Source organism: Methylobacterium endophyticum (genome assembly GCF_050591105.1).
In the GTDB taxonomy this organism is placed as follows: domain Bacteria; phylum Pseudomonadota; class Alphaproteobacteria; order Rhizobiales; family Beijerinckiaceae; genus Methylobacterium.
The window spans coordinates 114,726-128,587 of record NZ_JBNHES010000005.1 but is presented as its reverse complement, the minus strand read 5'-3'; the positions used below and the strand labels follow the sequence as shown (position 1 = coordinate 128,587).

15 protein-coding genes are annotated in these 13,862 nt (G+C 71.9%); 11 read left to right on the top strand and 4 right to left on the bottom strand.

Annotated elements, in window-relative coordinates; translation table 11 throughout:
• The first annotated feature begins 5 nt into the window (after positions 1-5).
• Both ACP56T_RS08000 and ACP56T_RS07995 read left to right on the top strand, forming a co-directional pair.
• A complete protein-coding gene (locus ACP56T_RS08000) occupies positions 6-1,346 on the top strand; it encodes a nucleotide sugar dehydrogenase (RefSeq protein ID WP_430911611.1) in 1,341 nt (446 codons plus the stop codon).
• An 82-nt stretch (positions 1,347-1,428) separates the two neighbouring features.
• Entirely contained in the window at positions 1,429-1,662 is a 234-nt protein-coding gene (locus ACP56T_RS07995; RefSeq protein WP_430911610.1) for a hypothetical protein, read from the top strand.
• 150 nt (positions 1,663-1,812) lie between these two features.
• Here the strand turns inward: ACP56T_RS07995 and ACP56T_RS07990 are convergent, their stop codons facing one another.
• On the bottom strand, positions 1,813-2,442 hold the full coding sequence (locus tag ACP56T_RS07990; protein ID WP_430911609.1) for an alpha/beta hydrolase: 630 nt from the start codon (positions 2,440-2,442) through the stop codon (positions 1,813-1,815).
• A 62-nt stretch (positions 2,443-2,504) separates the two neighbouring features.
• Positions 2,505-3,449 carry a ring-cleaving dioxygenase gene (locus ACP56T_RS07985; protein ID WP_430911608.1) on the bottom strand — a complete coding sequence of 315 codons (945 nt, stop codon included), beginning with the start codon at positions 3,447-3,449 and terminating at the stop codon, positions 2,505-2,507.
• A 148-nt stretch (positions 3,450-3,597) separates the two neighbouring features.
• Between ACP56T_RS07985 and ACP56T_RS07980 the strand changes: the two genes are divergently transcribed.
• The 5 genes from ACP56T_RS07980 (at position 3,598) to ACP56T_RS07960 (ending at position 7,578) form a co-directional block, all read left to right on the top strand.
• A complete protein-coding gene (locus tag ACP56T_RS07980; protein ID WP_430911607.1) occupies positions 3,598-4,575 on the top strand; it encodes a LysR family transcriptional regulator in 978 nt (325 codons plus the stop codon).
• 70 nt (positions 4,576-4,645) lie between these two features.
• Positions 4,646-5,599 carry a metallophosphoesterase family protein gene (locus ACP56T_RS07975; protein WP_430911606.1) on the top strand — a complete coding sequence of 318 codons (954 nt, stop codon included), beginning with the start codon at positions 4,646-4,648 and terminating at the stop codon, positions 5,597-5,599.
• Between the two features lie 44 nt (positions 5,600-5,643).
• Positions 5,644-5,994 (top strand): cupredoxin domain-containing protein, encoded by a 351-nt coding sequence (locus ACP56T_RS07970; protein ID WP_430911605.1) that lies wholly within the window; start codon positions 5,644-5,646, stop codon positions 5,992-5,994.
• 31 nt (positions 5,995-6,025) lie between these two features.
• On the top strand, positions 6,026-6,748 hold the full coding sequence (locus tag ACP56T_RS07965; protein WP_430911604.1) for a sigma-70 family RNA polymerase sigma factor: 723 nt from the start codon (positions 6,026-6,028) through the stop codon (positions 6,746-6,748).
• A complete protein-coding gene (locus ACP56T_RS07960; RefSeq protein WP_430911603.1) occupies positions 6,745-7,578 on the top strand; it encodes an anti-sigma factor family protein in 834 nt (277 codons plus the stop codon). The genes ACP56T_RS07965 and ACP56T_RS07960 overlap by 4 nt, the downstream gene beginning before the upstream one ends.
• A gap of 9 nt (positions 7,579-7,587) precedes the next feature.
• On the opposite strand, the gene abc-f is transcribed toward ACP56T_RS07960, so the two are convergent.
• Positions 7,588-9,210, bottom strand: coding sequence for a ribosomal protection-like ABC-F family protein (gene abc-f, locus ACP56T_RS07955; RefSeq protein ID WP_430911602.1), 1,623 nt, complete (start codon positions 9,208-9,210; stop codon positions 7,588-7,590).
• 192 nt (positions 9,211-9,402) lie between these two features.
• On the opposite strand from abc-f, the gene ACP56T_RS07950 reads away from it, so the two are divergent.
• Positions 9,403-9,822 (top strand): CopG family transcriptional regulator, encoded by a 420-nt coding sequence (locus tag ACP56T_RS07950; RefSeq protein ID WP_430911601.1) that lies wholly within the window; start codon positions 9,403-9,405, stop codon positions 9,820-9,822.
• Between the two features lie 66 nt (positions 9,823-9,888).
• Complete coding sequence (locus ACP56T_RS07945; RefSeq protein ID WP_430911723.1) at positions 9,889-11,130, top strand: extracellular catalytic domain type 1 short-chain-length polyhydroxyalkanoate depolymerase; 1,242 nt, start codon at positions 9,889-9,891, stop codon at positions 11,128-11,130.
• A gap of 51 nt (positions 11,131-11,181) precedes the next feature.
• Here the strand turns inward: ACP56T_RS07945 and ACP56T_RS07940 are convergent, their stop codons facing one another.
• Complete coding sequence (locus tag ACP56T_RS07940; protein ID WP_430911600.1) at positions 11,182-11,928, bottom strand: GntR family transcriptional regulator; 747 nt, start codon at positions 11,926-11,928, stop codon at positions 11,182-11,184.
• 122 nt (positions 11,929-12,050) lie between these two features.
• Between ACP56T_RS07940 and ACP56T_RS07935 the strand changes: the two genes are divergently transcribed.
• Both ACP56T_RS07935 and ACP56T_RS07930 read left to right on the top strand, forming a co-directional pair.
• Positions 12,051-12,845, top strand: coding sequence for an ABC transporter permease (locus ACP56T_RS07935; RefSeq protein WP_430911599.1), 795 nt, complete (start codon positions 12,051-12,053; stop codon positions 12,843-12,845).
• Positions 12,846-12,858: 13 nt separating this feature from the next.
• Positions 12,859-13,857 carry an ABC transporter substrate-binding protein gene (locus ACP56T_RS07930; RefSeq protein ID WP_430911598.1) on the top strand — a complete coding sequence of 333 codons (999 nt, stop codon included), beginning with the start codon at positions 12,859-12,861 and terminating at the stop codon, positions 13,855-13,857.
• The last annotated feature ends 5 nt before the right edge of the window (positions 13,858-13,862 follow it).

Genomic DNA, 13,862 nt, shown 5'->3' with positions numbered 1-13,862 from the left:
GCCGCATGATCCAAGACTTCGCGTTCGAGGACCTCGCGGGCGCCATCGACGGGCGCCGCGCCGTGATCGGCGTGATCGGGTTGGGCTATGTCGGCCTGCCGCTGGCGCTGGCGGCGGTGCGCGCGGGGTTCCGGGTCGTCGGCTTCGACATCAACCCGGACCGCGTGGCGCGCATCAATGCCGGCGAGCCGGTGATCGGCCATCTCGATACGGGAGCGATGCGCGAGGCCCTCGCCTCGGGCCGCTTCCGGGCCACCGGCGACATGGCCGCGCTGTCGGAGCCCGACGCGATCCTGATCTGCGTGCCGACCCCGCTGACCCGCCAGCGCGAGCCGGACCTGAGCTATGTCCGCGCCACCGCCGCCGACATCGCCCGGAGCCTGCGGCGGGGGCAGATCGTGGTGCTCGAGTCGACCACCTGGCCCGGCACGACGCGGGAGGTGCTGCGACCCATCCTGGAGGAGACGGGCCTGAGCGCCGGCCGGGACTTCCTCCTCGCCTTCTCGCCGGAGCGCGAGGACCCCGGCAACACCCGCCACGCCCTCGCCGATGTGCCGAAGGTGGTGGGCGCCGACGACGCGCGGTCCCGCGCCATCGCCTGCCGGCTCTACGGCGCCATCGTGGCGCGCGTGGTGCCGGTCTCCTCGGCGGCGGCGGCGGAGGCGGCCAAGCTCACGGAGAACGTCTTCCGCGCGGTCAACATCGCCCTCGTGAACGAGTTGAAGGTCGTCTACGACGCCATGGGCATCGACGTCTGGGAGGTGATCGAGGCGGCGGCGACGAAGCCCTTCGGCTTCATGCCGTTCCAGCCGGGACCGGGCCTGGGCGGCCACTGCATCCCCATCGACCCGTTCTACCTGACCTGGAAGGCCCGCGAGTTCGACGTCGCCACCCGCTTCATCGAGCTCGCCGGCGAGGTGAACCGGCGCATGCCGCATTACGTGGTCGAGCGGCTCGGCGAGGCCCTCGACCGGCGCCTCGGCCTGCCGCTGAGCGGGGCGGAGATCCTGATGATCGGCGTCGCCTACAAGCGCAACGTGGACGACATGCGCGAGAGCCCCGCCCTCAAGCTCACCGAGCTTCTGGAGGCGCGCGGCGCGCGGGTGCGCTTCCACGACCCCTTCGTACCCGAGATCCCGCCGACCCGCGAATACCCGCATCTCGCCGGCCGCCGCTCGGTTTCCCTCGATGCCGCCGCGCTCGCGCGGGCCGCCGCCGTGCTGATCGTGACCGACCATGACGGCATCGACTATGCCGGCATCGTGGCGGGCGCGCGCCTCGTGGTCGACACGCGCAACGCCTGCGCCCGGCATGGGCTCGCGGCCGAGACCGTGGTGAAGAGCTGAGGCGGCCTAAGCGATTGCGGCGTCCGGTGAAACCGGCGCGAATATTGCTCCGGTTCGGGCGCGTCGCTTTCTGGAGAGTCGAATGCGCCTTATCGCTCTGAGTATCGTGTTGCTGTCGGCCGCCGCCATGCCGGCATTCGCCCAATCCTTCGCATCCCCCAGTCCCACGGACGTGCCCGCGAGCGGGGTCCAGGGCCTGAGCAAGGCCGATCGCAAGAAGGCCTGCACGCTGGTGGCCGACAACCGGCACATGACCGGGCTCCAGCGGCAGCGCTACCGCGCCGCCTGCCGGGGCCGGCCGATGCCGAAGGGCTGAAAGGCGCGCCTTTCCGCGCGGGTCGTCGCCCGCGAGGCTTGCCGAGAAGGGCGGGGCGGAAGGCCCCCCGCCCTTCTCATGCCGGCGCGCCCGAGGATCGATGCCATCGCTTCGAGGGCGGTTCTGCGCGTGAGTGCCGTCGCGGCGGTTTTACGCCGTCGCGGGCACTCGCTCGCGCTCCATCCAGGCCCCGATCCGCGCGATGTCGGTCTGCGTGAGGCCGTGACCGGCCGGCAGCACCGCGTGCTCGACCCGCGCCCCTGCCCGCCCGAGCAGGTCCGCCAGCCGGCGGGCGTTGTCGGCCGGGACGATGGGATCGGTCGCACCGGACAGCATCAGCACCGGCTTGCCCGCGAGGTCGGCCTCCGGCGGGTCCCCCAGCGGCATCATCGGACGCAGCAGGACCGCCCCGGCCAGCGCCTCCGGCCGCAGCAGCAGGGTCGCCGCGGCGATGTTGGCGCCGTTCGAGAAGCCGAGGGCGACGGGCGCATCGATCCCGTAGGCGCGCCGCGCCGCCGCGACGAACTCGGCGAGATCGTCGGCGCGGCGACGGACATCGGCCTCGTCGAAGACGCCCTCCGCCAGGCGCCGGAAGAAACGCGGCATGCCGTTCTCCAGCACGGCGCCGCGCGGCGAGAGCAGCGCCGCGCCGGGGGCGACCGCGCGGCCGAGCGGCAGCAGGTCGGATTCGTCGCCGCCGGTGCCGTGAAGCAGCAGCAGGGGCCGGCGCCCGGCATCCGTGCCGGGCTCGAAGCGGTGGATCAGGGAGAGTTCGGTCATGGCGGTCTCTCGCGTGTCGTGAGGGGGGGAGCCCCGTCCCGAGGCGGGGACGGGGCCTTCGATCAGGCGGCCTCCGGCAGGGCGAGCACGGGCAGCACCGCCTCGATCCGCCCGCGATGCGGTTCGAGGCCCGCCGGCAGCTTGAGGGCGCCCCCGAGGGCATCGACGGGCTCGTCCACGGCGAAGCCCGGAACGTCCGTGGCGATCTCGAACAGCACCCCGCCGGGCTCGCGGAAATAGACCGAGCGGAAGTAGTTGCGGTCGCGCTGCTCCGTGACCGCGAGCCCGTGATCCTCCGTCAGCTTGGCGACCATCGCCTCCTGCGCCGCGTCGTCGCCTGCGCGGAAGGCGACGTGGTGCACCGATCCCGCGCCCTGCCGGCCGCGCAGGAACCCGCCCACGGCGCGCAGGGTCACGAACCCGCCCTCCGCCGCGTCGGCGGCGTAGCGGAGGCTCGATCCCTCCCGGCCCGTCTCGCGGAAGCCGAGGACGCCGGTCAGGATCGCCGCGGTCGGCGCGGCTTCAGCGAGGAGCAGCGTGATCCCGTGGAAGCCCTGGATCGCGTGCTCCGCCCGGATGCCGCCGCCGGTCCAGGCCGGGGCCGCCGTGTCCGTCTCGACGCCGACCAGCGCCAGCATGGTCCCGTCCGGATCGCGGAAGCGCAGCACCGGCTCGCCGAAGACCTGCTCCAGCGCCTCGTGGGCGACGCCCTTCTCGATCAGGCGATGCGTCCACCAGCCGATGGAGGCGCGGGACACGCGGAAGGCGGTCTCCTGCGTCTCGCCGATCCCGACCCGGCCCGGAGCGGCATGGTCGATGGGGAAGAAGGTCAGGATCGTGCCGGGGCGGCCGGTCTCGTCGCCGTAATAGAGGTGGTAGGTGCCCGGATCGTCGAAGTTGACGGTCTTCTTCACGAGCCGCAGGCCGAGCACCTGCGTGTAGAACGCGAGGTTGCGCTGCGCCGATCCCGCGAAGGCGGTGACGTGGTGGATGCCGTGCTCCGACATGATGGATACTCCTCGGGTGCGGCCGCCCGTCCCGATGGCTCGGGCCCGCCGTCTGCGATGGAGACAATCTGAGGATTGCGGAGCGCCACGAAAATAGAAACACTGGAAACTCATCGTTTCCGATCTCGCGCCATCCGCCGTCCCGATCATGCGCCTTCCCGATCTCGAAGCCTGGGCCGTCTTCGCCAAGGTGGCGGAAGCCGGCTCCTTCGGCCGTGCCGCCGAGGAGCTCGGCCTCTCGAAGGGCACCGTGTCGAAGACCGTCGCCCGGCTGGAGGCGCGCATCGGCGCGCGGCTGTTCAACCGGACCTCGCGCCGGCTCTCGCTGACAGAGGCCGGCCGCTCGGCGCGCGAGGGGGCCGCCCGCATCCTGGCGGAGGGGGAGGCGACGGAGGCGCTGGCCACCGCCTCGACCCCGGTGCCGCGCGGGCTGGTGCGGCTCGCCGCGCCGATGTCCTTCGGGCTGCGCCATGTCGCGCCGCTGCTGCCGGGCCTGCTCTCGGCCCATCCCGAACTGTGCGTCGACCTGCATCTGAGCGACGCGGTGGTCGATCTCGTCGGCGAGGGCTTCGACATCGGCCTGCGCATCGCGGCGCTCGGCGATTCCTCGCTGCGGGCCCGGCGCCTCTGCGCGGTGAACCGCTCGCTCGTCGGGGCGCCCGCCTATCTCGACAGGCACGGCCGCCCCGCGCATCCGCGCGACCTCGCCCGCCATGCCTGCCTCGGATACGCCTACCTGCCGACCCCGGACCGCTGGCGCTTCGACGGCCCGGACGGGGCGGAGGCGACGGTGGCGCCGGCGGGCCGGCTGCGCGCCAACAACGCCGACGCGCTGACCCCCGCCCTGCTTGCCGGGCTCGGGCTCGCGGTGCAGCCCGACTTCATGACCTGGGAGGATCTGGGCTCCGGCCGGCTGGAGCGGGTGCTGCCGGACTGGTCGCCGCCGCCGATCGCGCTCCATCTGGTGACGCCGCCGGGCCTGCCCCGCCCCGCCCGCGTCACCGCCGTGATCGACGCCCTGGCGCGCGCCTTCTCGACCCCGCCATGGTCGCATCCGGCGGAGCGGGCCCGCGATCCCGCCCTCCCCTCCGCCGTCCTCCCGCATATTGCGCCGGGCCAGGAATAAACCGCGCGGCTCGCGGGTCCGGGTCGTCCGAGGGGGCGAACTCCCCTCCGACGATGCGGGAGCCGAGCCCATGACCGATCACGACGATGGCGACGCCGGGCGCGAAGGCCGCCCGAGCCGGCGCCAGGCCCTCGAATGCATGACCTGGGCGGGCACCGGCCTGCTCTGGTCCCTGGGCGGGGGGCTGCCGCGCGCCGTCGGCCTCGAGACCGCCGCCGCCGCGGAGGGCGCCGCGCCCTTCACCTTCCTTCAGATCAGCGACAGCCATGTCGGCTTCGACAAGGCGGCCAATCCCGACGCGCGGGAGACCCTGCGGGAGGCCGTCGCCAAGATAAGGCTTCTGCCGGCAAAGCCCGCCTTCATCGTCCATACCGGCGACATCAGCCATCTCTCCAAGGATCGGGAGTTCGACGACGCCGACCAGATCCTGCGCGAGACCGGGCTGCCGCTGTTCTTCGTGCCCGGCGAGCACGACCTCCTCGACGACGAGCAGGGCCGCTCCTATCGCGAGCGCTACGGCAAGGGATCGCGCGGCGCGGGCTGGTACAGCTTCGACCAGAACGGCGTGCATTTCATCGGTCTCGTCAACGTCGTCGACCTGAAGGCGGGCGGCCTCGGCAATCTCGGTGCCGAGCAGCTCGAATGGCTGGAGCGGGACGTGGCGGGGCTGTCCTCGAGCATGCCCGTCGTGGTCTTCGCCCATATCCCGCTCTGGACGGTCTATCCCGAGTGGGGATGGGGCACGCAGGACGGCGCCCGCGCCCTCGGGCTGCTCAAGCGCTTCGGCTCGGTGACGGTGCTCAACGGGCACATCCACCAGATCATCCAGAAGGTCGAGGGGACCGTCGCCTTCCACACGGCGCGCTCGACGGCCTTTCCGCAGCCGGCCCCCGGCACCGCCCCCTCGCCCGGCCCGATGAAGCTGCCCGCCGGCGAGCTGCGCAAGGTGCTCGGGGTCGCGAGCGTCAGCTTCGTGCGCGGTGGCGAGCCGCTCGCCATCGTCGACACGCCGCTCGTCGGCTGAGCCGCCGCCCTCCCTCGCAAGCCCTCCTCCCGCAGGACCAGACCATGCCCTTTCCCGCCCGCCGTCTCTGGCGATCCGCCCTGCTCGCCCTGCCGGTCGTCATGCTCGCCGCCGCGACGCCCGCCCGCGCGGCCGATCCGGTCACGGTCCGGATCGACAACTTCACCTTCGGGCCCGAGACGGTGGTCGTGCCCCCCGGAACGGCCGTCACCTGGGTGAACGGCGACGACATCCCCCATACCGTCGTGGCCCAGGACAAGCGCTTCCGGTCGAAGACCCTCGACACCGACGACAGCTTCACCTTCGTCTTCGAGACGCCGGGCGAGTATGCGTATTTCTGCTCGCTCCATCCGCACATGACCGGCAAGGTCGTGGTGCGGCCCTCGGCGGGCTGAGCGGGCTTCGGGGCATGCGCGGAGTTCTGGGATGATCGCGAGCGTGTCCGGGGCGGCCGGGCCCATGCCGGTCGGCGCGGTCCTCGATCGGATCGGAGGGCCCGGCGTCGTCCGCCTTGCGCGGACGGTCGTGCTGGCGGTGTCGGGGGCCTTCGCCTCCGCCCGCCGCCGCGCCTCGCGGCCACAGCCGGCCGCCGCCGAGGCCCGCTCTCCGGGGCGCGGCTCGTTCGAGGAGACCGTGCTGCCGCATCTCGATGCCGCCTACAATCTCGCCCGCTTCCTGACCCGCGAGCCGGACGCCGCCGACGACATCGTGCAGGAGGCGTTCCTGCGGGCCTTCCGGTCCTTCGAGGGCTTTCGCGGCGGCGATCCCCGCGCCTGGCTTCTCGCCATCGTGCGCAACGGCGTGCGCGACTGGGCGTCCGAGCGCGGCCGGGAGCGGGCGCGTCTCGCGCCCCTCGCCGGCGCGGGCGAGGACGGCGAGGAGGCCGAGCGTGTCCCCGACCGTGACCGGGACACGCCCGCCGAGGCGGTGTTGCGCGGCGACGAGGCCGCGCTCGTGCGCCGGACCCTGGAGGGCCTGCCCGAGATATTCCGCGAGGTGCTGGTGCTGCGCGAATTCGACGACCTCTCCTACCGCGAGATCGCCGAGGTGACGGTGGTGCCGATCGGGACGGTGATGTCCCGCCTCGCCCGCGCGCGGGCCCTGTTCGGCGCCGCCTGGCGCCGCCACGGCGGGGACGAGCGGCCATGACACGGGACGACGGCGCACGCGACGAGGATGCCGCCTGCCCCGACTGGGCGGCCCTGCTCCACGCGCATCTCGACGGCGAGCTCGACGCGGCCAACACGCTGCGCTGCGAGAGCCATCTCGCGGGGTGCCCCGAATGCCGGGCCGCGTTCGCCCGCCTCCAGGCCGTGCGGAGCGTGCTCGCCCGCGACGGCGTCGCCTTCGCGGCTCCGCAGGCTCTGCACGAGCGGGTGCGCGCCGCCCTCGCCGCGGAAGCGCGCGCCGCCGCCGCCCCGGTGCGGGGCCCTTCCATCGGCGCCGGGCTTCGGGAGGCGTGGATGCGATGGCGCCGGGCCGCCGGCCGCTGGAGCGCCGCCGCCGCCGGACTGCCGGTTGCCGCGAGCCTCGCCCTCGCGATCCTCGCGCTTCAGCCGCGCGACTCCGCCGACCTGTCGGGCCAGCTCGTCGCCGGCCATGTCCGCTCGCTGCTGGCGAGCCACCTGACGGATGTGGCATCCTCCGACCAGCACACGGTGAAGCCGTGGTTCGCCGGCAAGATCGACTTCTCGCCGCCCGTCATCGATCTCGCAGGCCGAGGCTTCCCCCTGGCCGGCGGCCGGCTCGACTATCTCGACAACCGGGTCGTGGCGGCGCTGGTCTACAGGCGCCGCCAGCACGTCATCAACCTGTTCCTCTGGCCGGGCAACGCGGCGAAGCCCATGGCGACGTCGCGCGAGGGCTACAACATGCTCGGCTGGCGCCAGGCCGGGCTGACCTTCTTCGCCGTCTCCGACCTCAATGCGGTGGAGCTGAAGGAATTCCAGGACGACTTCATGGAGCAGGCGCCCCGCTGAGGCGTCCGCTCAGCTCCGCAGGCCCGGCGCCTCCTGGCCGGTACGCGCCACGTATTCCGTGTAGCCGCCGCCATACTGGTGGATGCCCTCGGGCGTGAGCTCGAGCACGCGGTTCGAGAGCGCCGCGAGGAAGTGCCGGTCGTGGCTCACGAACAGCATGGTGCCCTCGTAAGCGGCGAGCGCCGCGATCAGCATCTCCTTGGTGCCGATGTCGAGATGGTTGGTGGGCTCGTCGAGGACGAGGAAGTTCGGCGGGTCGTAGAGCATCTTGGCCATCACCAGCCGGGCCTTCTCGCCGCCCGACAGCACCCGGCAGCGCTTCTCCACGTCGTCGCCCGAGAAGCCGAAGCAGCCGGCGAGCGCGCGCAGCGACCCCTGCCCCGCCTGCGGGAACGAGGCTTCGAGATCCTCGAACACGGTGAGGTCGCCGTCGAGCAGGTCCATGGCGTGCTGGGCGAAGTAGCCGAGCTTGACGCTGCCGCCGATGGTGACGGTGCCGGCGTCCGGCTGGGCCGAGTTGGTGACGAGCTTCAACAGCGTCGACTTGCCGGCGCCGTTGATGCCCATGACGCACCAGCGCTCCTTGCGCCGGATCGAGAAGTCGAGCCCGTCATAGATGACGCGGCTGCCGTAGCGCTTCCGCACGTTCTTGAGCATCACCACGTCGTCGCCCGAGCGCGGCGCCGGCTGGAACTCGAAGGCGATGGACTGGCGGCGCTTGGGCGGCTCGACCCGCTCGATCTTGTCGAGCTTCTTCACCCGGCTCTGCACCTGCGAGGCGTGCGAGGCGCGCGCCTTGAAGCGCTCGATGAACTTGATCTCCTTGGCGAGCATCGCCTGCTGGCGCTCGAACTGGGCCTGCTGCTGCGATTCGTTCAGGGCGCGCTGCTGCGCGTAGAAGGCGTAGTCGCCCGAGTAGGTGGTGAGCGCGCCGCCGTCGATCTCGATCACCTTGGACACGATGCGGTTCATGAACTCGCGGTCGTGCGAGGTCATCAGCAGCGCGCCCTCGTAGCCCTGGAGGAAGGATTCGAGCCAGATCAGGCTCTCGATGTCGAGATGGTTCGACGGCTCGTCGAGGAGCATTACGTCGGGGTTCATCAGGAGGATGCGGGCGAGCGCCACGCGCATCTTCCAGCCGCCGGAGAGCTTGCCGACGTCGCCGTCCATCATCTCCTGGCTGAAGCTCAGGCCCGCGAGCACCTCGTAGGCCTTGCCTTCGAGCGCATAGCCGCCGAGTTCCTCGAAGCGCGCCTGGACCTCGCCGTAGCGCTCGATCAGGGCCTCCATCTCGTCGAGGCGGTCGGGGTCGGCGAGAGCGGCCTCCGCTTCCTTCAACTCCGTCGCCACGGTGCTGACGGGACCCGCCCCGTCCATCACCTCGGCCACGACGCTGCGCCCGGACATCTCGCCGACATCCTGGCTGAAATAGCCGATCGTGATGCCGCGATCGGCGGCGACCTGACCCTCGTCGGGCTCCTCCTCGCCGGTGATCATGCGGAAGAGCGTCGTCTTGCCGGCGCCGTTGGGGCCGACGAGCCCGATCTTCTCCCCCTTCTGGAGGGCGGCCGACGCCTCGATGAAGACGATCTGGCGGCCGTTCTGCTTGCCGATCTTGTCGAGGCGTATCATGGGTCCGCGGAATTTTTGGGGAAGCCGGCCGTGCGCTTACGGCATGCGGCGCGGGAGCGGAAGGCCGCAGCACGCTGCGGAGATGCGCGCCGTCGCCGGGTCTCGCTGCGGGGGCTTGATGGGGCCTTGCGGATTCCGCTCCCGTCGCCATCTATCAACCATCCAACCGGATGGTCAAAGGATGGCTGGCAGATGGCCGATGCGATCGACGTTCCAAGGCCCCGCTTGCCCGACAGCGAGAAGATCACGGTCAATCTCGGCTTCGTCGATCTCGGCCGGGTCGACCTCATGGTCCGCGACGGGTTCTACGCCAACCGTGCGGATTTCATCCGCACCGCCGTGCGCAACCAGCTCGACCGGCAGGAGGACGCCGTCCGGCAGGCGCTGGGCCGGCGCAAGCTGAGCCTCGGCCTGTCGCATTACGGACGGTGCGATCTCGAGGCGGCGCGCGATGCCGGGGTCCCCGTCCATATCCATGTCCTCGGCCTCGTCAGCATCGCCGACGACGTCACGCCGGAGCTCGCCCGCGCGGCGATCGCCTCGGTGCAGGTGCTCGGCGCCTTCCACGCGAGCGCCGCCGTCAAGGCCGCCCTTTCCGACCGGATCGCCTGAGACCGCGATTCCCCCTCCCCGGCATCGCCGGCCGCCCCTCGCGGCCGCGCCAGCAAGGACCGCATGATGAATCTCTTCGGCGACAAGGTGATGGGAACGGTGCTCCGCCTGACCAAGGCCGGCAAGCTGTCCGAGGCCCTCGCGGCGCTCCAGGGACGGAGCGTGGACCGAGACACGCGGCAGGCTGCCCCGGCGGGAAAAGCCCCGCCGACCATCGAGATGACGCCCCCCGCCGCGCCGGGAAGCGCCTGGACGGCGCCGGAGCGCGGCACCGGGCAGCACGACGCCCCCGGCATGGGCGATCTCGCCGGGACGATGCAGGCGCTGCGCGACAGGTTCGGGATCGCGGAGGGCCTGCCGGGGCTCGGTTCTGTCCTCGGAGGCGGCGCTCTCGGCATCGGTGCCGGGCTCGCCCGGAAGGCGCCCGGCCCGGTGCCGCCGGGGGCGCGCTTCGAGGAGCGGAACTTCTCCAACGGCGCGGGCAGCCGGGCCTACAAGGTGTTCGTCCCGAGCGGCTATCACGGCCAGCCCCTGCCGGTGGTGGTGATGCTGCATGGCTGCCAGCAGGACCCGGACGACTTCGCCGCCGGCACGCGCATGAACGAGATCGCCGAGGAGGAGACCGTCCTCGTCGCCTATCCGCGCCAGCCGCCCTCGGCCAACGCGCAGAAATGCTGGAACTGGTTCAACGCCGGCGACCAGAGGCGCGGCGGCGGCGAGCCGTCCCTGATCGCGGGGATCGCCGGGGCGGTGGTGGAGGAGTTCGGGGCCGACCCGGATCGCGTCTACGTGGCGGGCCTGTCGGCGGGCGGGGCCGCGGCGGCCATCATGGCGGCGACCTACCCGGAAGTGTTCGCGGCGGCCGGCGTCCATTCGGGGCTCGCCTGCGGCGCGGCGCGGGACATGCCCTCGGCCTTCGCCGCCATGAGCGGCGGCGGCGCGGGAGGCCCGAGGCCGGCCGGGCCCGAGGTGCCGACCATCGTCTTCCACGGCGACCGCGACCAGACGGTCAACGCCGTCAACGGCGACCGCGTCATCGCCCAGGCCAGGCCCGAGGCGCGGCTGGAGACCACCGTCGAGACCGGGACCTCGCCCGGCGGCACGTCCTACACGCGCACCCTCGGCACCGCCGCCGACGGACGCGTGCCCGTGGAGCAATGGGTTCTGCACGGCGCGGGGCATGCGTGGTCCGGCGGCAGCCCGGCGGGCTCCTACACGGACCCGCGCGGGCCGGATGCCAGCCGGGAGATGCTGCGCTTCTTCCTGAGCCATGCGAGATCCGCGCGCGGGAACGTCCCCCGCAACTGACGCCCCTCCGCCGCCTCGCGCCGGCAACGGCGCGATTGTATGCAATCCTGCCTAACGCGACGCCATCGACGGGTCGTGGGCGGGGTCCGTCTCGCGCGCGGCGTCGCCGGTCGCGGAGCGCTCCTGCGCCCAGCGCGCCCATTCGTGCCCGACGATCAGGACGTGGCGCCGCACGGCTTCGGCCGCCGCCGCGCCGTCGCGCGCCAGGATCGCGGTGACGATGGCCTGATGCTCGCGCGCGCTGTCGGGCGGGCGCCCGTTCAGGCGGAACTGGGCGGCGGTGAAGGGCGCGAGGCGCTTGCGCAGGGCGACCACATGGTCGGATAGGAAGCCGTTATGCGCGCCGGCATAGATCGCCTCGTGGAAGACCCGGTTCGCGGCGGCGACGCTCGTCGGTTCTCCCATCGGGCCCAGATCGCAGAAGGCCCGGTGCAGCCGGCCGATGTGCTCGCGCTCCAGCGTCGACATCTTGAGGGCGGCGAGCCGCGCGCAGACGGCCTCCGCCTCGGCCAGGGCCTCGAAGAGCTCGGCGATCCGGGTCTCCGACATGTCGACCACGACCGCTCCGCGATGGGGGCGCACGTCGATGAGGTCGAGCCCCGCAAGGCGCTTCAATGCCTCCCGCACCGGCGTTCGCGAGACCCCGAAGCGGCGCGCGAGCGAGTGCTCGTCGAGGCGCGCGCCGGGGGGCAGCGACCCTTCCAGGATTTCGCGCGAGAGATCGGCCGCGAGCTGCTCGGCGCGGGTGCGGGGCCTGGGATTCGATTCGGCGGACGTCTCGTTCGGCGCGCTTCGCACGGGTCTGGTCCCCTCCGTTTTCAGGATTGCATGCAATTGGCATGCCCCTTGCCAGACCCGGTGCAGACAGGCGGACAACCTGGGGTCCCGCGATGGCAAGCCCTGTTTCCGTGGCACGAAGCGTGTCCACGCCCCGTTGGCGCTTCGATGCCGTGGCGTCGCTGTCGGCGATGCGGTGGCTGCCGCTCGTGGTCGGCCCGGCCGCGCTGCTCCTGATCTGGGCGCTCGTGCATGCGGCCGGGCTCGTCAACCCGCGCCTTCTGCCCTCCCCGCTCCGAACCGTCGAGGCGGTCGCCTCCGGACTCTGGTCCGGCGACCTCGCCGCCGATCTCGGCCAGACGGTGTTTCGCACGCTCAAGGCCTTCGCCATCGCGATCGCCTTCGGCCTGCCGCTCGGCATCGTCATCGGGTCGAGCCGGCGGGTCTACAGCTCGGTGGAGTTCCTGATCGACTTCTTCCGCTCGACCCCGGCGACGGCGCTGTTCCCGCTGTTCATGATCGTCTTCGGCCTGGGCGATCTCTCGAAGGTCGCGGTGGCGGCGTTCTCGGCCTTCCTCATCATCCTGTTCAACGTCGCCTACGGGGTCATCAACGCGCGGCCCACCCGCATGCTCGCCGCCCGCGTCATGGGCGCCTCGCGGCTGCGCGTGTTCCGCGACGTCACGCTCTACGAGTCGCTCCCGCAGACCTTCGTCGGCGTGCGCACCGCCGTGTCCCTGGCGCTGGTGGTCATCATCGTGGCCGAGATGTTCATCGGCTCGGACAACGGCCTCGGCAAGCGCATCATCGACGCGCAGATCACCTTCGACATGCCGGCCCTCTACGGGACGATCCTGCTCACGGGCGCCCTCGGCTACGGCTTCAACCTCCTCCTCCTCACCCTCGAGAGCCGCCTCGTCCACTGGGCCGGCCGCTGACCCGGAGCGAACGATGTCCGAGAAACTGACCCGACGCTCCTTCACCGCCGCCGCCCTCGGCAGCGCCTTCCTGCCGGCCATGCCCGCCCTCGCCCAGACGCGCGAGAAGGTCGTCGTCTCCTGGCTGCCGATCATGCAGACGACGGCCTTCTACGTGGCGCTCGAGGAGAAGCTCTTCGAGAAGGCCGGGATCGAGGTCGAGGCGGTGCGCTTCGAGGCGCCCAACCAGATCATCGACTCCCTCGTCTCCGGCCGTGCCGATGTCGGCGCGCCGGGCGCCGCCGCCGGCATCACGGCGCTCGCCGAGGAGAAGTTTCCCGGCACCTTCAAGGTGTTCGGGCTCCAGGGCGGCAGCGCCGCCCTCGGCCGCATCAACGACGGCCTGATCGTCGCGAAGGATTCGACCATCGCCGGCTTCGCCGACCTGCGCGGCAAGACCCTCGGTCACCTGCCGGGCATCCAGTGGCGCACGATCTCGCGCCATGTGGTGCGCAAGGCCGGTCTCGATCCCGACAAGGACGTGCGGCTGGTCGAGCTCGCGGTCGGATTGCAGGTGCCGGCGGTGATCTCCGGCAGCGCCGACGCGACGCTCTCCCTCGAGCCCGTGGGCTCCATCGCGACGGCACTCGGCGAGGCCAGGCGCGCCGTGACCAACCCCTGCGCGAGCGCGGTCGCCGATCCGTTCTATTCGGGCGTCTCGGTGCTGACGACGAAGTTCCTCAAGGAACGCCCCGAGACCGCCCGCAAGGTGGTGACGGTGCTCGATGCGGCGACGCGTCTCACGGAGACCGACTTCCCGCGCCTGCGCGCCGTCCTGCCGAAATACACCGCCATCAAGGCGCCGCAGGTCGAGATCGTCGCGCAGCCCTACCTGCGCCCCTTCGCCGACCTGAACGCGAAGGACCTCGCCTCCTATCAGGCGCTGGTCGACGTGTTCGCGGCGGAGGGCGTGCTCAAGAAGCCCATGAAGGTCGCCGACATCATGCTCGCCAAGGCGGAGATCGGCCTTTGAGCGCG